General features: G+C 71.0%; 24 protein-coding genes and 1 pseudogene. 18 read left to right on the top strand and 7 right to left on the bottom strand.

Annotation, left to right across the window (positions count from 1 at the left end; all coding sequences use genetic code 11):
• The first annotated feature begins 1,093 nt into the window (after positions 1-1,093).
• Positions 1,094-1,228, top strand: a complete 135-nt coding sequence (locus AB0I77_RS32140) for a hypothetical protein (RefSeq protein WP_363286237.1) — start codon at positions 1,094-1,096, stop codon at positions 1,226-1,228.
• 104 nt (positions 1,229-1,332) lie between these two features.
• Here AB0I77_RS32140 and AB0I77_RS32135 read toward each other — a convergent pair.
• From AB0I77_RS32135 to AB0I77_RS32125, 3 genes and pseudogenes are all read right to left on the bottom strand, one after another.
• Positions 1,333-1,891: pseudogene (locus AB0I77_RS32135) on the bottom strand (hypothetical protein); the annotation flags it as partial.
• 49 nt (positions 1,892-1,940) lie between these two features.
• Positions 1,941-2,846, bottom strand: a complete 906-nt coding sequence (locus AB0I77_RS32130; RefSeq protein WP_363286236.1) for a DUF2690 domain-containing protein — start codon at positions 2,844-2,846, stop codon at positions 1,941-1,943.
• A complete protein-coding gene (locus tag AB0I77_RS32125; protein WP_363286235.1) occupies positions 2,843-3,640 on the bottom strand; it encodes a peptidoglycan-binding protein in 798 nt (265 codons plus the stop codon). Before AB0I77_RS32125 ends, AB0I77_RS32130 begins: the two co-directional genes overlap by 4 nt.
• 325 nt (positions 3,641-3,965) lie before the next feature.
• On the opposite strand from AB0I77_RS32125, the gene AB0I77_RS32120 reads away from it, so the two are divergent.
• The 4 genes from AB0I77_RS32120 to AB0I77_RS32105 all read left to right on the top strand — a co-directional run bounded on the left by AB0I77_RS32120 (position 3,966) and on the right by AB0I77_RS32105 (position 7,713).
• Positions 3,966-4,514, top strand: a complete 549-nt coding sequence (locus AB0I77_RS32120; protein ID WP_363286234.1) for a peptidoglycan-binding domain-containing protein — start codon at positions 3,966-3,968, stop codon at positions 4,512-4,514.
• Positions 4,515-4,843: 329 nt separating this feature from the next.
• Positions 4,844-5,932, top strand: coding sequence for a peptidoglycan-binding protein (locus AB0I77_RS32115; protein WP_363286233.1), 1,089 nt, complete (start codon positions 4,844-4,846; stop codon positions 5,930-5,932).
• 358 nt (positions 5,933-6,290) lie between these two features.
• Positions 6,291-6,941 carry a hypothetical protein gene (locus AB0I77_RS32110; protein WP_363286232.1) on the top strand — a complete coding sequence of 217 codons (651 nt, stop codon included), beginning with the start codon at positions 6,291-6,293 and terminating at the stop codon, positions 6,939-6,941.
• A 52-nt stretch (positions 6,942-6,993) separates the two neighbouring features.
• Positions 6,994-7,713 (top strand): DUF1775 domain-containing protein, encoded by a 720-nt coding sequence (locus tag AB0I77_RS32105; protein ID WP_363286231.1) that lies wholly within the window; start codon positions 6,994-6,996, stop codon positions 7,711-7,713.
• Between the two features lie 36 nt (positions 7,714-7,749).
• Here AB0I77_RS32105 and AB0I77_RS32100 read toward each other — a convergent pair whose 3' ends face one another.
• From AB0I77_RS32100 to AB0I77_RS32090, 3 genes are all read right to left on the bottom strand, one after another.
• A complete protein-coding gene (locus AB0I77_RS32100) occupies positions 7,750-8,109 on the bottom strand; it encodes a metalloregulator ArsR/SmtB family transcription factor (protein ID WP_363286230.1) in 360 nt (119 codons plus the stop codon).
• A gap of 162 nt (positions 8,110-8,271) precedes the next feature.
• On the bottom strand, positions 8,272-8,670 hold the full coding sequence (locus tag AB0I77_RS32095; RefSeq protein ID WP_363286229.1) for a (2Fe-2S) ferredoxin domain-containing protein: 399 nt from the start codon (positions 8,668-8,670) through the stop codon (positions 8,272-8,274).
• On the bottom strand, positions 8,667-10,646 hold the full coding sequence (locus AB0I77_RS32090) for a heavy metal translocating P-type ATPase (RefSeq protein WP_363286228.1): 1,980 nt from the start codon (positions 10,644-10,646) through the stop codon (positions 8,667-8,669). The genes AB0I77_RS32095 and AB0I77_RS32090 overlap by 4 nt, the downstream gene beginning before the upstream one ends.
• A 133-nt stretch (positions 10,647-10,779) precedes the next feature.
• Here AB0I77_RS32090 and AB0I77_RS32085 point away from each other — a divergent pair, with 133 nt between their 5' ends.
• Both AB0I77_RS32085 and AB0I77_RS32080 read left to right on the top strand, forming a co-directional pair.
• Positions 10,780-11,193, top strand: a complete 414-nt coding sequence (locus tag AB0I77_RS32085) for a metalloregulator ArsR/SmtB family transcription factor (RefSeq protein ID WP_363286227.1) — start codon at positions 10,780-10,782, stop codon at positions 11,191-11,193.
• Between the two features lie 456 nt (positions 11,194-11,649).
• Entirely contained in the window at positions 11,650-13,548 is a 1,899-nt protein-coding gene (locus tag AB0I77_RS32080; RefSeq protein WP_363286226.1) for a hypothetical protein, read from the top strand.
• A 77-nt stretch (positions 13,549-13,625) separates the two neighbouring features.
• Here AB0I77_RS32080 and AB0I77_RS32075 read toward each other — a convergent pair whose 3' ends face one another.
• On the bottom strand, positions 13,626-15,002 hold the full coding sequence (locus tag AB0I77_RS32075; protein ID WP_363286225.1) for an MFS transporter: 1,377 nt from the start codon (positions 15,000-15,002) through the stop codon (positions 13,626-13,628).
• A 466-nt stretch (positions 15,003-15,468) separates the two neighbouring features.
• Here AB0I77_RS32075 and AB0I77_RS32070 point away from each other — a divergent pair, with 466 nt between their 5' ends.
• The 11 genes from AB0I77_RS32070 to AB0I77_RS32020 all read left to right on the top strand — a co-directional run bounded on the left by AB0I77_RS32070 (position 15,469) and on the right by AB0I77_RS32020 (position 26,887).
• Positions 15,469-16,359: a 2-amino-3,7-dideoxy-D-threo-hept-6-ulosonate synthase gene (locus tag AB0I77_RS32070; protein WP_363286224.1), complete on the top strand. Its 891-nt coding sequence runs from the start codon at positions 15,469-15,471 to the stop codon at positions 16,357-16,359.
• On the top strand, positions 16,356-17,540 hold the full coding sequence (locus tag AB0I77_RS32065; protein ID WP_363286223.1) for a 3-dehydroquinate synthase II family protein: 1,185 nt from the start codon (positions 16,356-16,358) through the stop codon (positions 17,538-17,540). The genes AB0I77_RS32070 and AB0I77_RS32065 overlap by 4 nt, the downstream gene beginning before the upstream one ends.
• A complete protein-coding gene (locus tag AB0I77_RS32060; protein WP_363286222.1) occupies positions 17,540-18,979 on the top strand; it encodes a class I adenylate-forming enzyme family protein in 1,440 nt (479 codons plus the stop codon). The genes AB0I77_RS32065 and AB0I77_RS32060 overlap by 1 nt, the downstream gene beginning before the upstream one ends.
• 78 nt (positions 18,980-19,057) lie before the next feature.
• On the top strand, positions 19,058-19,333 hold the full coding sequence (locus AB0I77_RS32055; protein WP_363286221.1) for a phosphopantetheine-binding protein: 276 nt from the start codon (positions 19,058-19,060) through the stop codon (positions 19,331-19,333).
• Positions 19,330-19,674 (top strand): acyl carrier protein, encoded by a 345-nt coding sequence (locus AB0I77_RS32050; protein WP_363286220.1) that lies wholly within the window; start codon positions 19,330-19,332, stop codon positions 19,672-19,674. The genes AB0I77_RS32055 and AB0I77_RS32050 overlap by 4 nt, the downstream gene beginning before the upstream one ends.
• Positions 19,664-21,238 carry a beta-ketoacyl synthase N-terminal-like domain-containing protein gene (locus AB0I77_RS32045; RefSeq protein WP_363286219.1) on the top strand — a complete coding sequence of 525 codons (1,575 nt, stop codon included), beginning with the start codon at positions 19,664-19,666 and terminating at the stop codon, positions 21,236-21,238. Before AB0I77_RS32050 ends, AB0I77_RS32045 begins: the two co-directional genes overlap by 11 nt.
• Positions 21,235-22,065, top strand: coding sequence for a hypothetical protein (locus AB0I77_RS32040; RefSeq protein WP_363286218.1), 831 nt, complete (start codon positions 21,235-21,237; stop codon positions 22,063-22,065). Before AB0I77_RS32045 ends, AB0I77_RS32040 begins: the two co-directional genes overlap by 4 nt.
• Entirely contained in the window at positions 22,052-23,710 is a 1,659-nt protein-coding gene (locus tag AB0I77_RS32035; RefSeq protein ID WP_363286217.1) for a class I adenylate-forming enzyme family protein, read from the top strand. Before AB0I77_RS32040 ends, AB0I77_RS32035 begins: the two co-directional genes overlap by 14 nt.
• Positions 23,707-24,249 (top strand): hypothetical protein, encoded by a 543-nt coding sequence (locus AB0I77_RS32030; protein ID WP_363286216.1) that lies wholly within the window; start codon positions 23,707-23,709, stop codon positions 24,247-24,249. The genes AB0I77_RS32035 and AB0I77_RS32030 overlap by 4 nt, the downstream gene beginning before the upstream one ends.
• A 3-nt stretch (positions 24,250-24,252) precedes the next feature.
• On the top strand, positions 24,253-25,176 hold the full coding sequence (locus tag AB0I77_RS32025) for an NAD(P)-dependent oxidoreductase (RefSeq protein ID WP_363286215.1): 924 nt from the start codon (positions 24,253-24,255) through the stop codon (positions 25,174-25,176).
• 103 nt (positions 25,177-25,279) lie between these two features.
• Positions 25,280-26,887 (top strand): MFS transporter, encoded by a 1,608-nt coding sequence (locus AB0I77_RS32020; RefSeq protein WP_363286214.1) that lies wholly within the window; start codon positions 25,280-25,282, stop codon positions 26,885-26,887.
• Positions 26,888-26,923: the final 36 nt, after the last annotated feature.

The raw sequence follows: 26,923 nt of genomic DNA, 5'->3' as shown, positions 1-26,923 counted from the left end.
GGCGCAAACCTGCCGCGCCAGCGGCAGACGGAAACGAGAGACCGTCCTCAAACCGAAGCCCTCACGCTTTGGTGACGAGACGGACCTCCCGGGCCGAAATGCCCGGGATGCCGAGACCTGACTATGGTCTTGGCAACGGATGCTCAGGTCCCGAGCCGCCTCAGTCCGCGCTACAGGCCCGTGCCACACTCAGGGGCCCGGTTTGCGGGCATACCTGACTTGGGAGTGCGCATGGCTCCGCGCCTTAGGCGACTTGGCAGCGGCCTGATGACCTGCATCACCGTGGCTTGGTTCGGCTACCAGGCCCTATACGGCGAGGGAGGGCTACGCATCGCCTCCATCGTCTTGTTGATCGTGGGCGCGGTAACGGCCGCAGGCGCGATCCTCGATCATGTCCTTCCTCGACCGAAGCGGCGCCGGGCACACGACAAGAAGGACACTGGTTGAGTAGCTCGTCCCGCCACTTGCTCTCCAGACCGAGTTGCTTCGGGACGAAGAGGCCGTGGGCTCAGATCCCGCCACCCCGACAGTCGAAACACCAGGACAGGGGTCTGAACCGCATCGCGGGTCAGACCCCTGTCGGCCCGCTGGCCTCCAAGCGGGCTACAGCCGACCGCTGTCAGTCAGGACCTGCCCCGTAGAGCGTCAGCATCAGTGCCACAACGGCAACGCCGACCAAGACCGCAGCGCCTAGTCGTTCGTCGCGCCGAGATTCACGCACCACGAAGCAGCCGACCAGGGCGATCAGGGCGAGAGTCAATGTGTCAGGCATTCACGCCTCCCGCCCGGCCGCTGTGCGGTCTCCGGCCCGCCGCCATCCGGCTCCCCGCTCCGGCGCCCCTCCCCTGAGAGCCTTGGGAGCAGGACGTATCACCTGGGAGCCATAGGGGAGCCGATTCGCTCCTCGCACCCCCGCGTGACCACCCCACAATTATCCGCACCAACGCCCTGAACAGGGGCAATACCATCAAGACTGATGGTGGCCTTCACCGAACCTCATTCAGGACGAAGAAGTCATGACCCATGCAACCCAGCGCTGCTCCGTCGATGACCATTCAAGTGCGGTGGCCGACGGAACCACCAGAGTCTTAACGTGGGAGTGGCCGGCCATCTCCTCACGCTCGCCCAGGACGGTACTCCAGACGGTGCTCATCTCCATCTGGAGGAGAACAACGGGCTCGAAGAAGGCTCCATAGCCCTCGTCTTGGAGCGGTGCGACGACGAATGACTCGTGCCAGATCGTGCGGGGAACCACGGGGAACAGCGGGGAACCAATCGACCGTCTACGGCGCGTCTGCGTCGCGCCGCCGCAGGTCAGGCCTGTAGCACGCTCTAGACGCCCTGAACTTCCCAAGCTGAGAGCGCGAGTTCGATTCTCGTCACCCGCTCCACAACGAAGGCCCAGGTCATAGACCTGGGCCTTTTTGCGTCGAGTCCGGCAACAACCTCCTGCTGTCGCTCGTCGTCGGAGTGCTGATAGATCAGCGCCGCCTTCTCCGAGGGCTGCCCGGCGCGGACCATCGTGTCCTCGAGGGTGGCGCCCGAGCGCGTGGACAGCGTGTGTCCGGTGTTGCGGAGATCGTAGAACCGGAAGGCTTCAGGCATGCCGACGCGGAGAAACGCGGGAAGGACCACAGTCCGCGTGCCCGCGTCGGACTTCGTGTCGCCTCGGACGCGCCGTCCGTTCATCCTCTCCGGCTCAGCGAGGCGAACCCGAATCCGCAGAGGGTCGAGGTCGACGTCTCGGCGACGGAGGCCGGCCAGTTCCTCGGGCCGCATCGGACCGGACGCGCCGAGGTAGACCCATGAGCCGCCACCGCATGCCGATGGCTTCGGCGAGTGCGTCGACCTGGGCGACGTTGGCGATGCGCCGCTCAGCAGCCCTCTCTTCCAAGTCGGACTCGGCGAAGCTTCGCATCGACACGCCCGAGGACCGGACGCTACTCGCGAAGGCCTGACGCTACTGCGGGTGAGGGCGGCCGGGTCGTGGTGGCGGCCCCGCCCACGCGGGCCTCGAAGCACTCCCGTTCGCCGTCGGCCGACGCGGGCCGGAAGCAGGCCCGGACGGTGCTGCCGGGACGGACCTCGGTCATCTCGGTATAGATGAAGGTTGCCGCATCGTCCTTGTTCTTGATGCGCACTGTGTGGGTCGGGCCGCCTGCCGTGACGTCCAACCGGTCGCCGATCTCGGTCCACCAGATCCGGGCCCAGCTCGCACCGCACTTCTTGCTGTGGCGCAGCTCGACGTGGGCGCCGGTGGCCGTGCGGTACGAGGCGAGGGTGTCGGGGCCGATGCCGCAGATCAGGCGCATCGGGTCCCGGCCCTCGCAGGCGGCTCCGTGGCATTGGGGAGCGAGGGAGAACGGGATGGAGGCCGGCAACGACTCGTCCTCCTGAGCCTCCGAGCCCGAGCCCGAGCCCGGCAGCAGGAGGAACAGCAGGGCCGCGGCACCACCGACGATCACTGTGTACGCCGACGCCAGCACCACCAGGAGCCTGCCCCTGCTCAGTCGCCGCCGCCCGGTCCCGGCGGGCGGCGATTCCTGAGGTTGTGGCCGCGGTGACTCGTCCGCGGGAGGGGTGGGGGCGGGTGCGGGGGCCACCGCGCGTCCGCTCCAGTGCGACTCGGCGATCTCCCACAGGGCCAGCAGCCGCCCGTCCGGTTCGTTCGCGAGCCGGCACAGTTCCCGTACGGCCTGGCGAGGAGGCAGGCTCTTGCCGTTGAGGTAACGCTCCCACGAGGACTTGCTGTACGCCGTCCGCTCCGACAGTGCCGCCAGACTCAGCCCGGCACCTGCCCGCAGCTCCCGCAGCGCCGCGACCAGCCGAGCGTGTTCGGTGGTCACTTCGGCGACGCCTTCCGCAGGGCCTGCCAGGTGCGCTGGCCGATGACTCCGTCCACGACCAGCCCGTTCTGCTTCTGCATCAGCTCGACCGCTCGCCGCGTCTTCGGGCCGAAGACGCCGTCGATCTCCCCTGGCGCAGTGCCCGCCCGGCGCAGCAGGCACTGCGCCTCGGCCACTTCGAGCCCCACGTGGGTGTTGGACAGGGGAATGGCCGTGGTCCGGCTCAGGCCCGCGTACCAGCGGCCGTCACGCTGCTCCAGCCGGCAGGTGTAGATGACCGGCACCAGGGACTCCGACACCGTGGCCGGGGCCGCCGCGACAGCGTCGCTGCGCTCGTGCGCGAGCTGGGCACGGGCGTCGGTGAGCCGCACGGCCAGCAGGAGCGCCGCGGAGACGGACAGTGCCGTGACCAAGGCTCCCGCCGTGACCGCGGCGCGCAGGTGACGCCCGTACGGCCGCTGCTCCGTGGGGGTGTGTGCCGGTGTCGCGGAGAGGTTCTCGGGGGCGTCGGTGGCGATTGCCCGTCCCTCCGCCCAGCGTTGGGCGGCGATCTCATGGATCACCAGCAGCCGGTGCGGATCGTCACCGCCGACGCGGGCCATCGCCTCGACGGCCTCTCCGGGCGGCAGAGACCTGCCGTTCAGGTATCGCTGCCACGACTTCGCGCTGTACCCGGTCTTCGCGGCCAGTTGCCGCGTGCTCAGTTCGCTGCGGTCCCTCAGCCTGCGCAGTCGCACGATCAGCTGGTGAACGTCTGGATGCAGTTCTGCGGGCAGTTCCTTCCATCGCGACACGCTTCCCCCCACTCGCGTCCGGGACCGCAGGCCCGGCCCCCGTGTCCCGGCCTCATTCTGCATCAGCTGTCACCGGGATCACAGAGCGGGACCCGCCCCGGAGCGACCCCGCCCTGGCGCGGAATCCGCCATCCCCTCTTGTCGCAGTCTCGCCGCAGGGACTCGGCGGGCGGCATCTCAGCAGGTCAGCGCGCGGGACGTCTCGGGATGAGGTCACTTCCGCGCCAGCTGTGGCCGAACATCACGCCGAACCCGCAGTCTCGTCGCGGAGCCGGCCAAGTGCGGTCGGCTCCGGCAGACGCATGCCAACTGGGGAAGGAACACAATGAACTTCCGCACCACCCGAACCCGCCTCGCAGCCGCCGTCACCGCCGCCGTCGCGACGGGCGCGCTGGCCGTGAGCGCCTCGCCCGCCTCGGCCACCTCCGCCCAGGGGTACTTCACCGGTTACGGCACCACATGGACGGACGACTGGAGCAACGAGGGAACACTGTCGTCCAGCAGCTACGCCAGCTCCAACGCCACCTGCCTGTGGCAGAAGATCCTCTGGGCCGAGGGCGCGACGGAGAGCAACGGCACCGCCTACGACTACGCGGACATCGACGGCAGATTCGGCTCCAACACCACCTACGCCACCAAGCGGCTTCAGACGCGCTGGGGCCTGGACAACGACGGACGGGTCGGCCCCCTGACGCTCGGCAGGGCGGACAGCAAGCTGCGGTACAGCTCGGGCAGCACGTCCGGGACGCTCTTCCTCAAGTACGACGGCGCGGCCAACGACTTCACCCTGAGGCGCGACGACAACAACCGGTACGGGTTCGTCCAGGACGGTTCCTGGCGCCTCGCGGGCTACAGCTACCGCACCTGCAGCTGACCACACGTCCTTCCGAGGGCCGTCGGCCGGCAGCCAGGCGAACGACGCCGACGCCAGCAAGATCTGGCGCGACCCCGACGACGGGAAGTGCGGCGGCACCTGGCAGGTGCCGCAGGGCCGCATCAAGGACGGCTGGCGCCCCTGACCCACGTGGCCCGTCCCCTCGTACCGGAGGGGACGGGCCGTGTGTGGCCCTCCGGTCCGCCCGGTGATCCGGACGAGATCGCCTGGCTGGTCCCGTCCTTCGCAACAACGCCGGGCCCGGGCACCAAGCCCTGGTCGGCCCACTCGGCTCGGCGTGCCACAACAAAAGGAATTACGGGGGAATCATGTCTCTTCGCAGCCGACTCACGCGCCGCGCGCAGGTCACTCTCATAGGCGTCGCCGCCGGAGGTGTCGCGGCCGCAATCGCCGTCGTACCGTCGCTCGCCGACAGCGACTCCTCGGAGCCGGCGACGGTCGCCGCCCAGAAGGACACCGACTACGGGCCCGAGCCCGAGGCCGACAGCAAGCTCGTCACCCAGGTCAGCGAGCTGTCGACCATGGCCACGGCCACGCTCTCGCCCGACACGATGATCAACCGGGCCAGTACCTGGCTCACGGCCGACAACGGAGCCCCGGTGCCCTACAGCATGGAGCGCACGTGGAAGGACGGCTACCGCCAGGACTGCTCCGGCTATGTCTCCATGGCCCTCGGTCTGGGGAAGCCCGGCCTGAACACCGTCGGGCTGGCCGACTCGCGCGTCACCACGCGGCTCAGCAGCACGAGTCAGCTCAAGAAGGGTGACCTGCTGCTCGACTACAGCACCACTGACGGCGATTTCCGTCACGTAGTGATCTTCGAGAAGTGGGCCAACACGTCGCACAGCGCCTACTGGGCGTACGAACAGCGCGGTACGTACGGCACGACCCACCGGCAGCTCAGTTACGGAATCGGCAGTGACAACTACGACCCCTTCCGCCCGGTCAATCTGGGTGACGGCGGTGGCGGCGGGCAGCTCCCGTCCCCGGGTGTCTCCTGGCCGATCCTCCAGAGCGGTTCCAAGGGCGCGGACGTGCGGTCCGCCCAGCAGCTGCTGACCGCGCGGGGCTACACGCTCGAGGCCGACGGCATCTTCGGCCCGAACACCCGCTCCGCGGTGATCCAGTTCCAGAAATCCCAGTCCCTGGCCGCTGACGGCGTCATCGGCCCGAACACTTGGTCGAAGCTGATCAAGACGGTGCAGTACGGCTCGTCCGGCCAGGCGGTGAAGGCAGCGCAGACGCAGCTGAACGTCTACGGCTACGGCCTCGCGGCCGACGGCAGGTTCGGCTCGGGGACGAAGTCGGCGGCGGTCGCCTTCCAGCAGAACCACCGCTTGCAGGTCGACGGCGTCATCGGCCCGGAGACCTGGCGCTCCCTGCTCGGCACCCGCTGACGCGAGCGGTCCCGCCGGCCGGCCGACGGCTCCTTCCCACTGCGCCCGCAGTGGGAAGGAGCCGTCGCTGTACGTCATGGCGTCTGCCGGCTCGTGCGACGATCCGCCCGCACCACAAGCGCGCCAGATGAGCGTCCAGCGCGTGCTCGGCATCTGTGCCGCACTCGGGCCGGCCGTCGCCGGGGTCACCGCGGTCCGGTGAGCCTGGCCAGGAGGAGAGCGGGCCGCGGTCTGCGAGGAACGCGGCCACTGCCGTGTGCACACTGCACCGCACCCGAAGGGCGAAATTCCGGGCGAGCCGCCTCTTCAGGGATCCCGCCCACGACCAGGCAGGACGATGCCCGATGATGGGCGGGCCATGACCAAGCTCCCTAGGACGACGCACCACGCGCCGCTGCCCGTTCTGCGGGCGGCGGTGTTCGCGCTGGTCGGGACGGTGCTCGGGGTGAGCGCGCACCATCTGGTCGCCGAAGGGCCGGTGCCGTGGCGGCAGTCCGTGCCGGCGAGCGCGGTGCTCTTCGGTGTGGGCTTGGTCGGTACGCGACGCCCCCGCCCGCTCGCCGCGGTCGTGGCGGTGTGCGGTGCCGCGCAGGCGGGGCTGCACCTGTGGCTCATGGCGGAGCATCCGGACGGTTCGGCCTCCACGGCCATGCCCCCGCACAGGCATCCCGGCATGGATGCCCACACGGCCTGGCACGACCGGGTGCACGACTCGCCGGCGATGACGGCCGTCCACGCGGTGGCTGCCGTACTCGTGGCCGTGCTCCTGCATCGCGCGGACAGCGTGTGCTGGTCCCTGGCGCGCGGCCTGACGACCGCCGTCGAGGCGGCACGCGCACGCATGGCCACGGCGTGGACACTGCTCACCGAGCGCCCGGCACCGCCTCAGACCAGGCTGCCGACGCTCGTTCACGCCTGGCTGGAACGGCCGCCCCTCGCGGGGGCAGTGCTCGCAGACGTGGTGGTACGGAGAGGCCCTCCCCGGGTGGGGCTCACTCACGCCATCTGACCCTGCCGGGGCTGCCATTGAGCCGTCCCGGGTACCACGCCTGGAGACAACCATGTTCCGCGCCAAGAGCAAGCGCAGCACCACCCGCCGCCTGACCCTCGTCACCGCCGCGACCGCCACCGCCCTCCTCCTCACCGCGGGCCCGGCCTCCGCCCACGTCGAGGTCGAGTCCGACAAGGCCCAGGCCCTCGCCGAGAACGTCGAGATCAGCTTCGACGCCGAGTCGGAGTCCGACACCGCCGGGATCACCAAGATCCGCGTGGTGGTGCCGGAGGGCATAGCCCCCGCGGACGTGACCTACGGCGAAGGCCCCAAGGGGTGGAAGTTCACGGCCGCCGACGACGGTTACACCGTCGAGGGCCCGGCAGTGAAGGCCGGTGTCAACGCCGAGTACTCCGTCGTCGTCAAGCAGCTCCCCGATGCGAAGGAGCTGGCCTTCAAGACGCTGCAGACCTACAGCGACGGCCACACCGACCGCTGGATCGAACTGGACGACAACGGCGAGAACCCCGCGCCCGTTCTGCAGCTCAAGGCGGCGGCACCGGGTGCGAAGCCGGTCAGCCCGTCCCCGAGCGCGTCCGAGACGGCGACCTCGCCGTCGCCCACCCCCGAGGCGACCGAACCCTCGGCCTCTCCCGCCGCCCAGGCCGAGGAGAAGGACGACGAGGGCGGGATGCCGGCCGGCGCATGGGTCGGCATCGGTCTCGCGGTGGTCGTCGTGGCGGGCGGCGCCGTCTATCTCGTACGCCGCCGGGCCGGCGCCCAGCAGTAACACCTCGCGGAGGCCCTCGGCCGGCCGCCACCGCCCTCAGTCGTGCGGCGCCTTGCCGCTGACGCGGTGGTCGGCATGGCTGAGGGCCTCCATCACCAGCCGCCGCAGATGCCCGTCGCGGAGGCTGTAGTAGATGTGCCGCCCCTCGCGCCGCGTCTCCACCAGCCCCGCGAGCCGCAGCTTCGCCAGGTGCTGGCTCACCCCTGTCCGGGACGCCTCACATCGCTCGGCCAGGGATCCGACGTCCGATTCCCCCTGCGCGAGCAGCCACAGCAGATGCAGCCGGGTCACGTCGGACAGCAGCGCGAACACCCCGGTCGCCTCCGCGAGACGCGCGCTGTCCGGGGGACGCAGATGCGCATCGGGTGCGGTCGGCGAGGGCTCGCGAGCAGGCATGTACACAGCGTAGAGGCCGGAGCGGGCAGGCATGGGCGTCGGCAGAGTCGGCTTGAACTGACGAGCATCCACACCTTGTGGACGCCGTACAGGTGGCGGACGGCTGGCGGCACCGCCACCACTGTCTGCCCGACGACCTTCACGCGCACGCCTGACGACGCTTCAGTCCTCCACCGCGCGCCTCACTCGCCGGGACGGACCGAACGCGTACAGGTCGAGGATCGTCGGTGGATCGGCGAGGCCCGGACCTCCGGCCCTGACCCAGGTCGCGATGTCGGCCGTCGCATCGGAGTCATTGACCAGCCCGAGCCAGACCGGCCGTCCACCCGCGGCCCGCCCGGCCGAGGAGGGCTGGACGACGATGACGTTGGCCTGCTCGCAGGCGTCGAGGCAGTTCACTGCCCGGACCTGGGCGACCGGCCCCAGCTCGGCCTTCAGTGTGGAGAGTTGGGCGGTGTGGTCGACGCCGGGAACCTTGGCCGTCCCGCAGCAGCACCCCCGGCACACGGTGACCGTGCACCGGGACGCCGGCGCTTGGGTGGGACGCTTGCGGCGGCTCACTCGCAGGCCCGCTTCCAAGCCGTCTCACGCAGCAGTCGCAGCCCGTTGAGGCCGACGATGACGGTGGAGCCCTCGTGGCCCGCGACGCCGAGCGGCAGCGGTAGGTTGCCGACGAGGTCCCAGATCACCAAGCCCGTGATGAAGACACCGGCGATGACCAGGTTCTGCAGGACGAGTTTCCGGGCGCTCCGGGACAGGGAGATCACGGCGGGGACGGTGGCGAGTTCGTCGCGGACGATCACCGCGTCGGCTGTCTCCAGAGCGAGGTCGGAGCCCGCCCGGCCCATGGCGACGCCGATGTGGGCGGCCGCGAGCGCCGGGGCGTCGTTGACGCCGTCGCCGACCACCATCACCTTGCGGCCGGCGTCCGCCAACTCCCGTACGGCGCCCACCTTGTGCTGCGGCAGCAGTCCGGCGCGCACCTCCTCGATGCCGGCCTCGGCGGCGAGGCGAGCGGCGGCGCGCGGGTTGTCGCCGGTCAGCAGCAGGGGCGCGGTCCCGGTGAGGGACGTGAGTGAGGCGACGGTGGCGGTGGCGTCGGGGCGCAGCCGGTCCGCGATGCCGAGCAGGCCCACCGGCGTACCGTCCACGGTGACCAGCACGGCGGTGCGCCCGCCGTCCTCCAGTTCACCGGCCAGAACCGCCGCCCGGGCGGAGTTCGCGTCCGTCGCGCCGTTCAGCAGCCGGGCCGGTGCGCCGACCGCGACCACGCGCCCGTCGACGGTGGCCGTCACTCCGACACCGGGCGTGGAGTCGAAGTCCTCCGCCACCGGCAGGGTGAGCCCGCGCTCGCGCGCCGCGTCCACCACGGCCCGTGCCAGCGGATGCTCGCTCGGGTGCTCCGCCGCGGCCGCGAGGACCAGCAACTCGCCCTCGTCCAGCCCGGATCCGGTCAGCGGCCGGATGCCGGTGACCCTCGGGGTGCCCTCGGTCAGCGTGCCGGTCTTGTCGAGCGCCACCGCGTCGACCTGGCCCAGCCGTTCCATGACCACGGCCGACTTGACCAGCACACCGTGCCGTCCGGCATTCGCGATGGCCGACAGCAGGGGCGGCATGGTCGCCAGGACGACCGCGCACGGCGAGGCCACGATCATGAAGGTCATGGCCCGCAACAGTGAGTCGGTGAGGTTGGCGCCGAAGGCGAGCGGGACGAGGAACACCGCGAGGGTCGCGGCCACCATGCCCAGCGAGTAGCGCTGTTCGACCTTCTCGATGAACAGCTGGGTGGGTGCCTTGGTCTCGGACGCCTCCTCCACCATGCGCACGATCCGGGCGATCACCGTGTCGGAGGCGTCACGCTCGACGCGGACGCGCAGCGCGCCGGTGCCGTTGAGGGTGCCGGCGAAGACCTCGTCGCCCTTCTCCTTGGCGACGGGCAGGGGCTCTCCGGTGATGGTCGCCTGGTCGACGTCGCTCGCCCCGTCGAGGACCCGGCCGTCGGCGCCGATGCGTTCGCCGGGGCGGACGAGGATGGTGTCGCCGACGGACAGTTCCTCGACGGCGACGGTCATCTCGCTGCCGTCGGCGTCGAGGCGGGTCGCCGTGGCGGGCGCGAGGTCCAGCAAGCCGCGCACGGAGTCGGCGGTCCGGGCCGTGGCCAGCGCCTCCAGCGCTCCGGACGTGGCGAAGATGACGATCAGCAGCGCGCCGTCCATGACCTGCCCGATGGCCGCCGCCCCGAGTGCGGCGACGACCATCAGCAGGTCGACGTCGAGGGTCTTCTCACGCAGCGCTCGCAGGCCCGCCCAGCCTGGCTCCCAGCCGCCGGCCACGTACGTCAGCGCGTACAGCGGGCCCCATGCCCAGGCCGGGGCGCCGGTCAGCTGGAGCGGCAGGGCGAGCAGGAAGAAGACGGTGGCCGCGGTTGCCCAGCGGGCCTCGGGGAGGGCGAGGACACGGGTGCGGCGCCGGGGCGCACCGCCCTGGCGTGGGGGAGCGGTCGGGTTGGCCGGGGCTGGAGCGAGGGTGGAGGTCATCGGGGCGGAGATCCTTCACGACGGCATGGCGAAACAGCGGTCAGCCCGAATCAGGTGCCGCTCCCTCCACCGTACAGGACCACATGAAGACCCATTCATACGTTCATGGGTTCGGCTCCGTAGGATGACTGCCATGGGCCACGGAGCTGACGCCAAGACCACCGCCACCGCGCGCGAGCGCCTCGAAGCCGTGGGCGCCGCCGACGTGGCCGCCACCCTCCAGGCCCTGGCCACCCCGTCGAGGCTGCGGATCCTCGCCCGCCTCCAGGAGGGCCCGTGCGCGGCGACCGAACTCGCCGACGCCGTCGGCATGGAGCAGTCCGCCTGCTCCCACCAGCTGCGCCTGCTGCGCAACCTCGGCCTGGTCACCGGCGAGCGCCGGGGACGCTCGGTCATCTACGCCCTCTACGACAACCACGTCGCCGAGCTGCTGGAGCAGGCCCTCTACCACGTGGAGCACCTGCGCCTCGGCCTGCGCGACACTCCGGCCAAGGCCCCGGCCGAGGTGGCTGCTCCAACAGCATCCGAGGTGGCCGGGGCCCGCTGAGCCTCACCTCGGCACGGCCATCGCGGTCGGCCTCGGCGTGAGATGCCTGGCGCGGTGCAACCGCGCCACCAGCCCCGCGCACCCGAACCCGGTCCCGGCCGGCATCACCCACGGCAGCCAGGGCACACCCGTGTCGGCGGCGTGTTGGGCCACGTCGCGGATCGCCGCGAGGCGGGGTGGCCCGATGCCTCGTCGGCCGCTGTCCGGCGAGGCATCAGGCCTCCTGGGTCCGGCATGTGTATGTAAGCGTTTCCGTCCGATCGTTGCGCGTGCGACCAGGCGCGTCAACACGGGCCGAGGATCGCGGACTTCGTCCATCGGGCCGATGACCTGAGCAGATGGTGTTCTGCGGACGCCGCCGACGTCGCCACTCCGGTTCCCTTGACGCGTACTCGTCATGGTGCTTCCATCACAGCTGTGTAAACGTTTTAACTTCCCGGAGTTAAGGAGGTTGTCATGCACTTAAAGCATCGGTGGCGAGCCGCCCACCGGAGGCCCGTCACTGTCTCGGCGGTCCTGGCCGTCTGCGCCACCCTGGCCATCGGCCCCGCGAGCCCCGCCTCGCCCAGCGCGTCCACGTCCACGGCCACCACCACGACCACGGCCGGCGACGCGGCGGTGCGGGCCGGGCGCGTGATGGAGAATCTCGGTCGCGGGGTCGTGGCGGTGCGCTCCAGCAGCACCCAGGTACTGGTCTCCTGGCGGCTGCTCGGACTCGACCCGGAGGGCATCGGCTTCAACGTGTACCGGTCCACCGGCGGCGGCGCGTACACCAAGCTCAACGCCGGCGTCCTGACGGGCGGGACCAACTACCAGGACTCCACGGCCGACCTGACACGGTCCAACAGCTACCGAGTGGCTCCGGTCGTGGACGGGCAGGAGCAGGCGCCCAGCACAGCCTTCACCCTGACGGCCAACCACGCCACGGAGCCCGTGGTCCGCGTGCCGTTGCGCTCCGGCGGTCCGGTGAAGTTCGTCTGGGTCGGCGACCTCGACGGCGACGGCGAGTACGACTACGTGGTGGACCGCCAGACCTCCCCCCAGAAGCTCGAGGCCTACAGCGGCGACGGCGACTTCCTCTGGGAGGTCGACCTGGGGCCCAACAGCCAGAACCAGGACAACATCGAACCGGGATCGTCCGCGATCGACCTGGGCCACTGGGACGGCGTCACGGTCTACGACTTCGACAGCGACGGCCGTGCGGAGGTCGCCGTCCGGATCGCCGACGGGGTCAGGTTCGGGGACGGGACGACCTGGACGCACGCGGACGACTCACGTCAGTTCATGGCCGTCCTCGACGGCCGGACCGGAGCGCTGCGCAACTGGTCCGCCGTACCGACCACTTATCTGGGCGACGGTCCGATGGCCGCACGTCTCGGGGTGGCGTATCTCAACGGCACCACGCCGAGCCTGGTCGCCTACATGAAGAACCGGCGCGACGACGGGGCCTTCAACCTGATGATGGGCGCCTGGAAGTTCGACGGCGATTCGCTGGACCGCCAGTGGACGTGGGAGCGCGGCAACCAGGACGCACCCGACGGGCACAACACCCGCGCCATCGACGTCAACGGTGACGGGACGGACGAGGTCGCCGAGATCGGGTTCGTCCTCAACGGCAACGGCTCCCTGCGCTACTCGATGGGCCCCAAGGGCATCATCCACGGCGACCGCTTCCACCTCGCCGACATGGACCCCAGCCGTCCGGGCCTGGAGGGCTACGGCGTGCAGCAGGACAACCCGAGCGGCCTGCTCGAGTACTACTACGACGCCGCGAACGGCTCCGTCATCTGGAAACACAACGGCGGCCCCGCCGACGTCGGACGCGGCATGGCGGGCGATGTCGACCCGCGCTTCCCCGGCATGGAGGCCTGGTCCTTCTCGGGCCTGTACAACGCGCCCGCCAACAAGCTCACCGAACCGAACACGTCGTTGCGCCCGTGGCCGCAGCTGGGCCTGTGGTGGGACGGCGACCTCACCATGGAACTGCTCAACAGCGGCAAGATCGAGAAGTGGGACCCGCAGAACCCGACGGCGAGCGGCAGCCTGCCCCGGCTGGTCAGCACCTGGAACCACGGCGCGGTCACGGCCGCCCAGGGCGGGCCCACCCTTGTCGGCGACATCCTCGGCGACTGGCGCGAGGAGGCCGTGTACACCAACGCGTCCTACAACGAGTTGATCATCTTCTCGACCAACCAGCCGACGAACACCCGGCTGTACACGCTCGCGCACAACCCCGCCTACCGAAACGCCATGACGTTCAAGGGGTACATGCAGTCCCACCACGTCGACTACTTCCTCGGAGCCGGCATGGCCAAGCCGCCTCGGCCGAACATCACCTACGCGGGAGGCGGCTGAGCCGCCGTCACCGCGGGAGCATCGGCCCGCCCGGCCGGCTCGCGCGGGTAGGCCCGCCGCGCACACGGCGCGCCCCCTCAGGCGTCGAATTCGTGGTCGCGGGTCTCCGGCAGGGCAAGCAGGCACAGGAGACTCAGCAGGCAGAGCCCGCCGGTGTAGAAGCCGAGGACGAGCGGTGATTCCCAGTGGCTGTTCAGCCAGGTGGCGACGAGCGGGGCGAAGCCGCCGCCGAGGGTGTTGGCGAGGATGAAAGCCGCGGAGGCTCCGGTGTAGCGCAGCCGGGCGGGGAACAACTCGGCGAGGAAGGCCGCCACCGGGGAGAACATCAGCGCGAGCAGCATGAGTCCGACGGTGTAGGCGCCGGTGATCACCAGGGCGTCGCGGGAGCTCAGGGAGGCGTACATGGGCACCGCCCACACAACGCAGCCGACGGCTCCGGTCAGCATCACCGGGCGGCGGCCGATCCGGTCGGCCAGTTTGGCAACCGGGAGGGTGATGGCGATTCCGGCCGCCGCGCCGATGCTCGCGGCGGTCAGCATCGTGTTCTGGGGGATGCCGAGCGACTTCGGCCCGTACGAGATGCTGTAGACGATCGTCAGGTAGTAGACGGCCGAGCCGCCGATCGCCGCGCCGATACCGAGCACCAGCCGGCCGGGATGCTGTGTGAGGAGCGTACCGAGCGGAAAGCGGGACGCAGGTGCCGGTACGGGTACGGGTACCGGTACCCGTGCCGTACTGCGAACCGCGGAACTGAACACAGGTGACTCGGAGACCGTCGTACGCACCCACAGCCCGATCACGACCAGCACGGCGCTGACCAGGAACGGGATCCGCCAGGCGCCGTTCGTGAAGCCGTCCCGGCCCGCGATGTTCAGGGTGGGCAGGATGACCGCGCTGGACAGCAGGAAGCCGAGCGAGGGGCCGACATTCGGGATGGACGCGTACAGCGCGCGGCGTCCGGGCGGCGCGTGTTCCGCGGCGAGCAGCACCGCCCCGCCCCACTCGCCGCCCATGCTCACGCCTTGCAGCAGACGCAGCGTCACCAGGAGTACGGGAGCGAGCAGTCCGGCGGTCTCGTACGTGGGCAGCAGGCCGACGCCGACTGTTGCCACGCCCATCAGCAAGAGGGACATGACCAGGGCTTTTCGGCGGCCCAGCCGGTCACCGATCGTCCCGAACAATGCGACGCCGAGGGGGCGGGAGAGGAAGGCCGCGGCGAACGTGAGGAACGCGGCCAGGGAGGAGACGGTGGCGTTGCCGGAGGGGAAGAAGGCGGGTCCGAGGACGAGCGCGGCGGCGGTGCCGTACACGGCGAAGTCGTAGTACTCGATCGTGGTGCCGATCAGGCTCGCGACGGCGACCCGCGAGGCCTTGCTCCGCACTTCCGGTGGTGGTGCCGCGGCCTGTCTGGGGCCGGCGGTCCCTGGCACGGTCTTGGACGTTAATTCAGGCATGGGGGTCACTTCCGGTGGTGGGGACGGCCTCGCATGTAACACGAACCGGAGTGCGCCTGTCACCCTAATCACGGGAATTCAATTTCGACAAGGAGGCGAAAGAATGAGCACCTCTTGACACGTGGCAACAGCAATAAAGCACTCGATGCGGCTACGGGCAGGGTCAGATCGTCCTAATACAGATAGAGCACACTGCACCCGCTTCCTGGTCATTTGCCGCACAAAACCCCACGACCATCACCTCTCGGCCCCGTCAAGCCCGTCATTCCTGTCAAATTGCTGTCAATATTCTTGCGGTCGATGGCATAAAAATTTTCCAATGGTCACACCTTGCCATCCGGCGATTACCCATGAAGGCTGATCCGCGGTCGAACTTGAATGTTCTACGACCGTCGTTTTTCGGACACTTCAAAGCCGCTGCCGGACCTTTGCCATGCAGCCTTCGGGCTGGGAAGGCGCATTATCCATGCTGAAAACTGGCAAGCCATTACGCTTAAGAAGACTGTCGTTGGCGGGTGATGACCGGCACCTTTTCGTCCCGCTCGACCACAGCGTGTCGGACGGCCCGGTCGTCCCCGCCGGCCAGTGGGACAACCTGCTGCGGGCACTGGTGGCCGGCGGAGCCGACGGAATCATCGTCCACAAGGGACGAGCCCGCGCCCTCGCACCGGACATCCTGGGCAGCTGCGCGCTGGTGGTACACCTGAGCGCCAGTACCGCCTGCTCCGCCGATGTCGATGCCAAGGTGCTGGTCGGCGACGTCGAGGAGGCGCTACGGCTCGGCGCTGACGCGGTCAGCGTCCACGTGAACATCGGCTCGGACACCGAGGGTCGGCAGCTCGCCGATCTGGGGGCGGTGGCCCGCTCCTGCGACGCGTGGGGCATGCCCCTGATCGCGATGATCTACCCCCGGGGCCCCCGCATCGAGAACCCGCGCGATCCCGCCCTCCTCGCGCATCTGGTCAATGTCGCCGCGGACCTGGGTGCCGACATGGTGAAGACCTCCGTCGCCCTGCCGCTCGACCGGATGGCCGAGGTGGTGGCCCACAGCCCCATCCCCGTCCTGGCCGCGGGCGGACCGCCGGACGGCTCCGACCTCATCGAGTACGGCACCGCGGTGATGGCCGCCGGCTGTCAGGGACTGGCCGTCGGCCGCCGGATCTTCTCGGCGCCCTCACCGGCTTCTCTGGTGTCCCGGCTCGCAGCGGTCGTGCACGGCCGCGGCGGCGACGGCACCACGCCGGAGGACGCCGGGCCGGCGACGCGTCCCGACGGAGTGAGCGATGACATGGCCGATGAGATGGCCGATGACATGAGCATGACTCAATACTCGACGATCGTGGCAGGTGTCGCATGAGGTTCGCATGGATCGATCTCCGTGAAGTTCCCCGACCGCAGCTCCAGGCGGTGGTGGACGCGGCCGTCCACACCCGGATGGCCGGAGTGGTGGCCACCGATGCCGAGCTGCTCGGGACGCTTCCGCCGACGGTCACCCGGGTGCTGGTCCCCGGGGGTCCGGCCACGGCCGCCGCGAAGAAGCCCGGCGACATTACGAAAGAGGCGAAAGGGTCGAAGTCCGCGGCCGACGCCGCGTCTCCCGCCGGGGCCGGAATCGACGTCCGCTTGCGGAAGTTCACCACCCAGGACGAGCTGGACGCGCTCGCCGCCGACAACCGTGCCGCCGGTGGCACGCCCGCCGCCGGCCTCATCGACGTACGGGACGACCGCACCCTGCAGCTGTCGTGCGCGGGAGCGATGGCGCTGCCGTACACCGTCATCCACTTCGCCGATCCGACGAAGATCCCGCTGGAGATCGTGCTCGCCGCGGCCGAGTCCGCCGACGGCAAGCTGGTGACCGTGGTCGCCGACCTGGAGGAGGCCGCGATCGTCTTCGACGTCCTCGAGCGCGGCTCGGACGGCATCCTCTTCACGCCCCGAAGCGCCGACGAGGTGTTCGCGCTGGCACGGCTGCTGGAGGCCACCACACCCCAACTGGAGCTGTCCACGCTGACCGTGGAGAGCATCCGGCACGTCGGGCTCGGCGACCGGGTCTGCGTGGACACCTGCTCGCACTTCGAGGAGGACGAGGGCATCCTCGTCGGCTCGTACTCCTCCGGGTTCGTGCTCTGCTGCAGCGAGACCCATCCGCTGCCGTACATGCCGACCCGGCCCTTCCGGGTCAACGCCGGTGCCCTGCACTCGTACACCCTCGGACCCGAGAACCGCACCAGCTACCTGAGCGAGGTCGGCTCCGGAACCGCCCTGCTGGCGGTCGGCGCCGACGGCCGCACCCGGCGGGTCGTGGTCGGCCGCGCCAAGCTGGAGTCCCGGCCGCTCCTCGAGATCCGCACCCACGCCGAGGACGGACGGCTGGTCAGCCTGACCGTGCAGGACGACTGGCATGTACGGGTGCTCGGCCCGGGCGGGAAGGTCCTCAACGTCACCGACCTGCGGACCGGTGACGAACTGCTCGGCTATCTGGCCCAGGACAAGCGCCATGTGGGCCTGCCGATCGGCGAGTTCTGCAAGGAGGTCTGATGGGCGGCGTGATGGACGACCCGAGAGACGGCTTGTCCGGCCGCCCGGCGGACGACGGGATGAGCTCCCTGGTCCGGGGGCTGTTCGACGCGCGGGACGACGACCTGCCCTACCTGACACATCAACAGGAGACCGTCACCCGGGGAGAGTTACGGGAACGGGCGGCCAAGCAGGCCGCGGTCTTCGCCGGATACGGCATCGGCCCGGGCAGCACCGTGGGCCTGCGGACACCGCCCAGCTTCACCCAGGTCGAGGTGCTGCTCGCGCTGTGGCGGCTGGGCGCCCAGGTGCTGCTCTTCGATTTCCGGTTCAAACCGGCCGAGGTGGAGGCGCTCTGCGCGTCCTGCCGACCGCAGTTCATGGTCAGCGCCGGTTCCAACGTCCGGGCGGCGTTCGGCTTCCGGCCCGAGTACGAGGTCATCACCGAGTGCCGCGGAACCGGCGGGCCGGCCACCACCGGCCACCGGCTGGTCCAGTTCAGCTCGGGCTCCACCGGGCGGCCGAAGGTGATCGGCAGGACCGCCCGCTCGCTCGCCGCCGAGCTGGAGGCGTTCGCCGCGGTCCCCGGCATGCCGGGCGAGGGCGACCGGCTGCTGCTGCTCAGTTCGACGGCGCACAGCTTCGGCCTGATCGGCGGACTGCTGCACTCGCTGGCGGCCGGTGTCTGTGTGGTCTTCGCACCCCGGGTCTCCGCCCGCGACCTGCTACGGACCGCGGTGGACCACCGGATCAACGCCCTGTTCGGGGTGCCGATGCACTACGAACTGCTCGCCGCCGCCGCCGATCCCCCCGCACTGCCCGAGCTGCGGATCGCGGTGTCGGGCGGCGAGATGATGCCCCCTCAGGTCGCGGCGCGGTTCGCCGAACGCTACGGCGTACCGGTCGGCGAGGCGTACGGGACCACGGAGACCGGCATTGTCGCCATCGACGTCAGTGGTGGGCTGCGGCCGTCGGTCGGCCGGGCCGCACCGGGTGTGGCGGTACGGGAGCAGGGCGGCGAACTGGACGTCGCGCTCAAGGAGTCGCCGTACCTCTTCGACTCGGGCGGCACGCAGTACGCGGACGGCTGGCTGCACACCCGGGACCGGGCCACGGTGGACGGCACCGGAGCGGTCCGGGTGCACGGCCGCGCCGACTCCCTCGTCGTGATCGGCGGGCTCAAGGTGGACCTCACCGAGGTCGAGAACGTGCTCCGCGAGCACCCGGCGGTCGAGCAGGCGGTCCTGATCCACGAGGGCATGACCGAGGCGTATGTCGCGGTGGCCGCCGGGTACGAGCGCCCCTCCGCCGAAGAACTGCTGCGCTGGTGCCGGGAGCGGCTGGCCGACTACAAGCTGCCGCGGGTGATCCGGCTGCTGGAGTCCCTGCCGCGCACGTCCAACGGGAAGCTGGTGCGCCAGGCCACGACGCTGCAGGCGGCCGCGTCGGGGGGCGCGTAGCCCGGCGGGGGCTGTCCGAACACCTTTCGCTACGGCCTTCCACGGCCTTCCACGGCCTTTCACATGGAGAGATTGACCATGAGCACGTCAATACTGGAAGACGAGATCCGCGAGTTCGTCCTGGCCGCGGTCATCGACGAGATGAACATCCTGATGAGCCGCGACGGCATCACGGACGAGAGCCCGGTGACCGTCGGCGGCCTGGATGTGGACTCACTGAGCCTGATCGAGCTCACCCTGCGGCTGGAGTCGCGGTTCGGGGTGGAGATCCCGGACACCGACATCGAACCCCTGGCCTCCCTGACCCTCGGCGGACTCGTCGCCGAGGTCGTCCGACGCGGTGCGAAGGCATGAGCGCGGGACCCACGAGTACGGGAGCCACAGCGAGCGACGCTGATCCCGCGCTGTCCGCCGTCACCACCGAAACCCCCCTCACCACCGACACCGTCCGGGAGCTGCTGGCCGACCGCAAGGTCTTCCCCGGGCTGCCCGACGACCTCGGCGAGGACGCCGAACTGGTCCTGGACTCCCTCGGGTTGGTGTGGCTGCTGCACGTGGTGGAGGAGCGCTACGGCCTGGTCGTGGAGCCCACCGACGAGGACATCGCCGGGCTGACCTCGCTCCGGCGGCTCACCGGGTTTCTGCGCGCCGCCCAGACCGACCGGGCGGAAGGGGGCGGCCGCGATGAGCGGTGAGGTGACGGTGACCGGATTCGGCGTACGCACCGCGTTCGGCACGGGCACCGAGGTCCTGCGGCGCGGGGTCTTCGCGGGAGTCCCCTCGTTCGGGCCCACCACGAGGTTCGACACCGGCCCGTACCGTACGCCGATGGCGGCCGCCGCCCCGGACGGACCCGACGCGGTCGAGGACTGGGCGCTGCGGCACGCGCTCGCCCAGTGCGGCGCGGAAGCCCTCGACATGGCGGGCCTGCGCCCGGGCACGGAGGCGGCGGTACTGCTCGGCGTCGCCGGGGACCACACCAGCGTCACGCGGTACTGGCGGAGCGCCGCGGGTTCCCTGCTCGTCCCGGGCGAGACGGCCGCCCCGTCCGGCCCGGGCGAGGTCGGTGACTCCGTACCGGGCGGCCCCGCCCGGGTTCGACCCGGAACCCCGGTCGCGAACCGACCGGAAGTTGCCGGGCCCGAGCGGCACGGGGTCGGCCCGGCGGGCCGGAACGCCGACGCGAGGCCGGGACGCGAGCCCGGTGGGGACGCCATGGCGCACCGAGGCGACGACGCCGAGGGCTTCCCGCACGCGGACGCGAGCGGACATTCGCAGGCGGCAGCGAACGGAACGGCAGGCGTCGCGCTCGGGCTCGGGCGCGCGCTCGCGCTCGGGCGCGATCCGCGGGGAGAGGGCGAGAGCAGCGGCGCCGCGCCCGGGCACCAACCGGCCGGGGAAGCGGCCCGGCACACCGCGGGCGGCACGGCGGAGCGGGCCGCCGATGCCGTCCCCGCTCACCTCGCCGAGTTGCTGGCCGGGCGGCTCGGGCTCACCGGGCCGCGGCTCGCCTTCACCAATGCCTGTGTCGCCTCCGCCGCCGCGATCATCCACGCCTGCCGGCTGATCTCCTCCGGCCGGATCGACACGGCGGTCTGCGCGGGCGGATACCTGGTGGAGGAGGAGACCTTCGCCAAGTTCGACTCCGGCCGGGCGCTGTCCCGCGACGGCATGGTCCGCCCGTTCAGCGCCGACCGCAGCGGACTGCTCCTCGGCGACGGCGTGGCGGCCGTCGTGCTGGAGTCCGCCGAGCACGCCCGGCGCCGAGGTGCCCGGCCGCTGGCGACCGTGGTGGGCTGGGGCGCGGCCACGGACGCCCACCACATCGCCCAGCCGCACCCGGAGGGTGCCGGCCTCGCCCGCGCGGCGCGGCAGGCACTGCGGCTCGCCGGGGACCCGGACGGGGCCGCCCTCGGCTATGTCAACGCCCACGGCACCGGCACCAAGTACAACGACGGGGCCGAGACCCGCGGTCTGCGGGCCGCCTTCCCGGAGCGGGCCGAGTCGATACCGGTCAGCTCCACCAAGAGCACCACCGGCCACCTCCTGGAGGCGGCGGGCGTCGTGGAGTTCGTGATCACGATGCTGGCCCTGAGGGACGGCGTACTGCCGCCGACCGCCGGATTCGGCCGACCGGACCCGGAGTGCGACCTGGACTACGTACCGAACCAGCCGCGCCAGGCCGACCTGCGCCGGGCCCTCACCATCAACGCCGCCTTCGGGGGCGCCAATACCGCACTCGTCCTGGAGCGGCCGTGAAGACCGCCAAGACGCTGCTCCGCGCGCCCCTCGGCATCCTCGCGAGCGCCACCGTGACCCACGCCACCGGGCGGTCCGAGGACAACGCGGACATCCCGCTGCCGAGGCTGCCCGGCTTCGTCGAGTCGGCCTTCAGTCCGCTGGCGTACGAGGTCAGCCGGCAGTGCCTCACCGAACGGCCCGGGGACGGTGCACGTACCGCCGTCGCGCTGGCCTGCCTCATGGGTGACACCACCACCGCGGATCTGGCCAGTCGCCGCATGGTCTCCGGGCGGGTCCACAACCCACTGCTGTTCATGCAGGCCACCCCCAACTCCGTACTGGGCCACACCAGCCGGGAGTTCGGGATCACCGGGCAGATGTTCAGCCTCTCCACCCTCGGCGACACGGTGACCGAGCTGCTGGCCATGGCGGATCTGCTCCTTGAGGACCCGGAGCTGGACCGGGTCCTCGTCGTGGGAGTGGAACTGGGGGGCGGCGAGCGGCCGGCCTCCGCGTACCTGGAGCTGGCCGGTGGCGACAACCCGCCGGCCTGGGCCCTTCCCGCCCCCGCCGGCCTGGCGGCGGCGATGCTGCTCGGCCGTCCCGCCGCCGAGGCACCGGTGTCGGTCCGATCGGCCGAGACGTACGACACCGGCTACGGCGGCACCCCAGCCGCCGGGCATCCCGGAAGCATCCAGGGCCTGTTCGACCTGGCCGCCGCCCACCGGCGACTGCTGCGGGACGGTGGCAGCCACCTCCTGGTGACCCAGCCGCAGGCCCCCGCATTCATCCTCACCGCCGAGACCGAAGCAAGGAACGAGACGGAGACCCATGCTCATCAGTAGGCAGGAGCGGGCGCGCATCTGCTCCGACACCGAACTCGGCGCCGGCAATGTGCTGCACCGCCTGAAGGAGTACGGCCGCCCGCTCGACGAGCCCGTGCTGCGGACGGGCGGCGACTGGCAGGCGCCGGACGGCAGCCGTCCCCAGGTACTGACGCTCGGGCAGCTGTGCGAGGCGGTCGAGACATACGGGGGCTGGTACGCCGGCCAGGGTGTGAAGCCCCGCGACCCGGTCGCCGTGCACAGCCACTCCAGTACGGAGTTCGCGGTGAACTTCCTGGCGCTGACGGCCCTCGGCGCCGTCCCGTCGTTCGTGAACGGCAATCTGGCCCCGGAGATCGCCCGGGAATACGTACGCCGACAGGGCGCGGTGGGCGCCTTCACGGACCCGGAGCACCATGAGGTGCTGTCCGGGTCGGGGCTCGGCTTCCGCACGACCGCCGACGAGATCCGGCCGGAACACCGCGAGCTGCTGCCGCCGTCCTACCCGTACCGGCACGACCCGACCGATCCGGTGCTCATCTCGCACTCCTCCGGCACCACCGGTATGCCCAAGGGTGTGCCGCACACCCACCGGACGCTGATGTACGCGCAGGTGCACCGGCTCCGCTACTCCACCGGAACCGACATGGAGCGCACCCTGGTGGGACTGCCGGGCGCGCACAACGCCATGGTGGCGACGCTGCTGTACTGCCTGTTGCTGCGCACGGACATCAAGCTGCTCTCCAGCCAGCGCGGCACCGACGTACTGGACGCCATCGAGGAGTTCCGCCCGACCACGGTGCTGGCCTTCGCCGGGACCTTCGGCGAGATGGCCGCGGAGGACCTGACGGTCCGTCATCTGTCCGACGTGCAGGTGTGGTTCAACACCGGGGACGCGGCGCACGAGGCGCACATCCGGGCCCTGGTGCCGTACGGCAGCCACGTGGAGATCGGCAAGGACCTGCGCCGCACACGGGTCGAGGGCTCGGTCTTCGTGGACGGGCTCGGCTCGTCGGAAGCCGGCTACTCGGTCTTCCACAACCGGCACACCAAGGACACCTCGGCCTACTCGCGCTGTGTCGGCAAACCGATCAGCTTCGCCGAGGCCGCCGTGCTCGCCGAGGACGGCACACCGCTGCCGCCCGGACAGATCGGCCGGCTCGGGCTGAAGTCGCCGACGCTCACCCCCGGTTACTGGAACGACTCGCTGACCTGGAACCGGATGCGGCTGGGCGGCTACTGGCTCACCGGGGACCTCGCCCACCAGGACGAGCGGGGCAACTTCTACCACCTGGACCGAGCCCCGGACGCCATCCGGACGCGGCAGGGAATCCTGTTCAGCACCCGCACCGAGGAACTGCTGCTGCGGGAGCTGCCCGAGTTGGCCGACTGCACCGTCGTAGGGATCGCCCCGGACGGCGTACGGGCGGACTGGGACGGCGACGGAGAAGCCGAGGCGTACGCACTGCTCCAGCTGGCGGACGAGCGGAGCGATGACACGGACGGTGAGTGGACCGAGCGGGTCAACGGCGCCCTTAAGGCCGCCGGCTTCCCCCCGGTCACCCGCGCCCTGCGGATGAAACCCGACGACGTGGTCAAGGGCGCCACCGGCAAGGTCCTCAAACGCGTGATGCGCGACCGATTCGCCGCCGGGGGGCACGTGTGAGTGCCGACGAGGTCAACCACCGCGCCCAGACGGTGGAGGCGTACCGGCTGTGGTGGCAGCACGACGCCCACTGGTACCAGGGGGTGGCCGCACGGTTCGGGCAGCAGGCCGCGAACGAGATCAACGCCGAGGCGCTGCGCAAGGTCGCCCTGCACGTCGGACAGCGCATCGCCCGTCGGTCCGGCGCGCTCCCCGACAGCGGGGACACCGGCAAGGATCTGGAGGAACTGCGCCGCCGCTACGACGAGTGCGGTGACCGGATGTTCCCGCCGGAACTGCGCAACGCCTCCACCGAGGTGGAGGGCGACGACACGATCGTGCTCACACTGCGGCGGAACTTCGCCATCACCATGGTGCGGATGGCCGGTTCGCTGGAGGGCTACCGGTGCCCGTGCACCGACATCCACGCGGGCTGGTCCGAGGGGCTCGGCGTGACGCTGACGGAGAACCGGGCCGAGAGCTGTCTGCGGGACGGCGACAAGGCGTGCCGCCTGCTGATGCGGGTCGCCACCCCTGTCGCTCCCGGTGAGGAGGGCTGAGCCGTGCGAGTGCTGGTCGCCGGGGCCACCGGAGTGGTCGGACATCCGCTGGTGGGCGCGCTGCGGGCGCGCGGCCATGAGGTGAGCGCGCTGGTACGTCAGGAGTCGCGGGACCGGGTCCCGGAGGCGGACGCGGTCGTGATCGCCGACGCCCTCGACCGTCAGGCCCTGCTGTCGGCGGTGTCGGCCGCCCGGCCCGAGGTGGTCGTCCACCAGATGTCGGCGCTGCGGCTGCTGCGCGACGACCCTCCGGGAGCCTTCGCGCTGACCGCGCGGCTGCGGACCGAGGGCACCGCCAACCTGGTCGCGGCGGCCCGGGCGGCCGGTGCGCGGCGGCTGGTCGCGCAGAGCATCGCCTTCGCCGCCGCCCCGGCCGGGGATCCGGTCCTCGACGAGGACGCGCCGCTGTACGTGGATGCTCCGGACGCCGGCTGGGCCGCCACCGTAGGGGCCGTCGCCGAGCTGGAACGGCTGGTCCTGAGCAGTGAGGGCCTCACGGGTGCGGTGCTGCGGTACGGCACGCTGTACGGCGCCGGGACCGCGTACGCCCGTACCGGCGGGACCGGGCAGCGGGTGCTGGCCGGGAAACTCCCGCTGCCCGAGGGCGGGTCGGGGATCATGTCGTTCCTGCATGTGGAGGACGCCGTGGGAGCGGCGGTGGCGGCCGTCGAGTCGGAGGCCACCGGCCTCTTCCACGTGACCGACGACGAACCGGCCCCGGCCGCGCAATGGCTGCCGCACTACGCCCGCGTGCTGGGCGGCCCGCCCCCGCGCACGATTCCGGCGGCGCTCGCGCCCCGGCTGCTCGGCTGGTTCATGGCCCATCAGCTCACCGCCTCGCGGGGCGCGGCCAACGACCGGGCCCGTACGGCGCTCGGCTGGAAACCACTGCGGCCTAGCTGGCGCGACGGGCTGGGCCAGGAATGACGGATCCCGGTGACGCCCTCGACCGGGCGCTGCGCGGATACGGCGACCTGTGTCGGACGTGGCGCCTGGGCGATACCGGCACCACAGACGAGGGAGGCATCCGATGAGCACCATGAGCCGGACGGAAGAGAAGTCCACGCCCTCCCGGTCGTGGCCCGTCCTCCTGGTCGTGGTCTGCGCCCAGATGCTGATCTGGCTGGACACCTCGGTCCTCAACGTCGCCGTCACCACCCTGGCCGACCCGGCCGGGGGTCTGGGCGCGACGCCCGCCGAGCTGGAGTGGGTGGCCAGCGCCTACACCCTGGTCTTCGCCGGCACCCTTTTCGCGGGCGGCGCGCTGGCGGACCGCTTCGGTCCTCGTACCACCCTCCTCGCCGGTCTGGCACTGTTCGGCGCCGCCTCCGCCGCCGGCGCGTTCGCCACAAGCCCGGCCTGGCTCATCGTGGCGCGGGCCTTCATGGGCGCGGGCAGTGCGCTGCTGATGCCCGCGACTTTGTCGGTCATCGTGCAGAGCACTCCGGAGGAGAAACGCACCCGGGCGATCGCGATCTGGAGCTCGTCCAGCGGTCTGGGCGTGGCCGTCGGCCCGGTCGTGGGCGGGGCGCTGCTCAGCCATTTCTGGTGGGGTTCGGTGTTCCTGGTCAACGTGCCGATCGTGGCTCTGTGTCTGGCCGGGGCGGTGGCCGTAGTACCCGAACTGAAAAACCCCCGGCGCCGGGTGCTCGATCTGCCGGGCCTGGCCCTGTCGGTGCTCGGTCTGGGCGGCGTGGTCTACGGGATCATCGAACTCGGCAGCGGACGGGCCTGGTACGGCCCGCACGTCCTCCTCCCCCTCCTCCTGGGCGGCGCACTGCTCACCGCGTTCGTGACCGGTCAGCGCAGGTCCCCGGCCCCCAGCCTGGACCTGCGGCTGTTCCGGCAGCCCGGGTTCACGGCCGGGAGTGTGGTGCTGCTGATCGCGTTCATGGCGCTGGCCGGGCATCTGTTCTACGCGGCCTTCTACCTCCAGGGGCCGCGCGGCCTCTCCCCCGCCGACGCCGGAACCGTGATGATCGCCGCCGCGGTCGGCATCGTCCTGGGCAGCCAGGCCTCCCCGGTGATGAGCCGGCTGCTGTCGGCCCGGTGGACGGTCGCGGCCGGAATCCTGGCCACGGCGGCCACGTACGTCGGCTATCTGTGGTTCGACGGACGGACCCCGATCCTGACCGTCGCCGCGCTGTTGTGGGTGCAGGGTTTCGGCATGGGCCTGGTCGGTACGCCGGTCACGGCCGCGATGATGCGCGAGGTGCCGCCGCATCTCGCGGGCGCCGGATCGGCCGTCAACAGCGTCACGCGGCAGGTGGGCGGGACACTCGGGGTGGCGGTGGCCGGCTCGGTCCTCTCCGGGGTGTACCGGGCGCGGATGGCGGATGCCACGCTGCCCGGCGGTCCGCAGGGGCTGCCGCCCGGCGCGGAGGAACAGGCCCGGACCTCGGCGGAGGCGGCACGCGCGCTCGCCGATTCGCTGCGACTGCCGGAGCTGGCCGAGACGGCCGACCGCGCCTTCCTCGACGCGATGTACGCGGCCACGCTCTGGACCGCCGCACTGGCCCTCGTCGGGTTCGCCGTGTCTGTCGTGGGCCTGCGTGTACGGGCAGCACGACCGCAGAACCTCACTCAGGGGCCGGAAGAACCGCGAGAGGCGCAGGACGACCAGGTGGAAACCGCGTAATGGATACGACTGGTACGACTCAGGCAAGGGAAGGCA

The organism is Streptomyces sp. NPDC050619, assembly GCF_040654815.1.
Classification (GTDB): Bacteria; Actinomycetota; Actinomycetes; order Streptomycetales; family Streptomycetaceae; genus Streptomyces.
This window is presented reverse-complemented; position numbering and strand designations above follow the sequence as displayed.

Coding starts and splice junctions, on each gene's coding strand:
- AB0I77_RS32035 (WP_363286217.1), top strand. CDS start 22,052: ATGCTCATCAGTAGGCAGGAGCGGGCGCGCATCTGCTCCGACACCGAA.
- AB0I77_RS32065 (WP_363286223.1), top strand. CDS start 16,356: ATGAGGTTCGCATGGATCGATCTCCGTGAAGTTCCCCGACCGCAGCTC.
- AB0I77_RS32075 (WP_363286225.1), bottom strand. CDS start 15,002: ATGCCTGAATTAACGTCCAAGACCGTGCCAGGGACCGCCGGCCCCAGA.
- AB0I77_RS32045 (WP_363286219.1), top strand. CDS start 19,664: ATGAGCGGTGAGGTGACGGTGACCGGATTCGGCGTACGCACCGCGTTC.
- AB0I77_RS32050 (WP_363286220.1), top strand. CDS start 19,330: ATGAGCGCGGGACCCACGAGTACGGGAGCCACAGCGAGCGACGCTGAT.
- AB0I77_RS32110 (WP_363286232.1), top strand. CDS start 6,291: ATGACCAAGCTCCCTAGGACGACGCACCACGCGCCGCTGCCCGTTCTG.
- AB0I77_RS32060 (WP_363286222.1), top strand. CDS start 17,540: ATGGGCGGCGTGATGGACGACCCGAGAGACGGCTTGTCCGGCCGCCCG.
- AB0I77_RS32115 (WP_363286233.1), top strand. CDS start 4,844: ATGTCTCTTCGCAGCCGACTCACGCGCCGCGCGCAGGTCACTCTCATA.
- AB0I77_RS32080 (WP_363286226.1), top strand. CDS start 11,650: ATGCACTTAAAGCATCGGTGGCGAGCCGCCCACCGGAGGCCCGTCACT.
- AB0I77_RS32070 (WP_363286224.1), top strand. CDS start 15,469: ATGCTGAAAACTGGCAAGCCATTACGCTTAAGAAGACTGTCGTTGGCG.
- AB0I77_RS32100 (WP_363286230.1), bottom strand. CDS start 8,109: ATGCCTGCTCGCGAGCCCTCGCCGACCGCACCCGATGCGCATCTGCGT.
- AB0I77_RS32105 (WP_363286231.1), top strand. CDS start 6,994: ATGTTCCGCGCCAAGAGCAAGCGCAGCACCACCCGCCGCCTGACCCTC.
- AB0I77_RS32020 (WP_363286214.1), top strand. CDS start 25,280: ATGAGCACCATGAGCCGGACGGAAGAGAAGTCCACGCCCTCCCGGTCG.
- AB0I77_RS32120 (WP_363286234.1), top strand. CDS start 3,966: ATGAACTTCCGCACCACCCGAACCCGCCTCGCAGCCGCCGTCACCGCC.
- AB0I77_RS32055 (WP_363286221.1), top strand. CDS start 19,058: ATGAGCACGTCAATACTGGAAGACGAGATCCGCGAGTTCGTCCTGGCC.
- AB0I77_RS32090 (WP_363286228.1), bottom strand. CDS start 10,646: ATGACCTCCACCCTCGCTCCAGCCCCGGCCAACCCGACCGCTCCCCCA.
- AB0I77_RS32085 (WP_363286227.1), top strand. CDS start 10,780: ATGGGCCACGGAGCTGACGCCAAGACCACCGCCACCGCGCGCGAGCGC.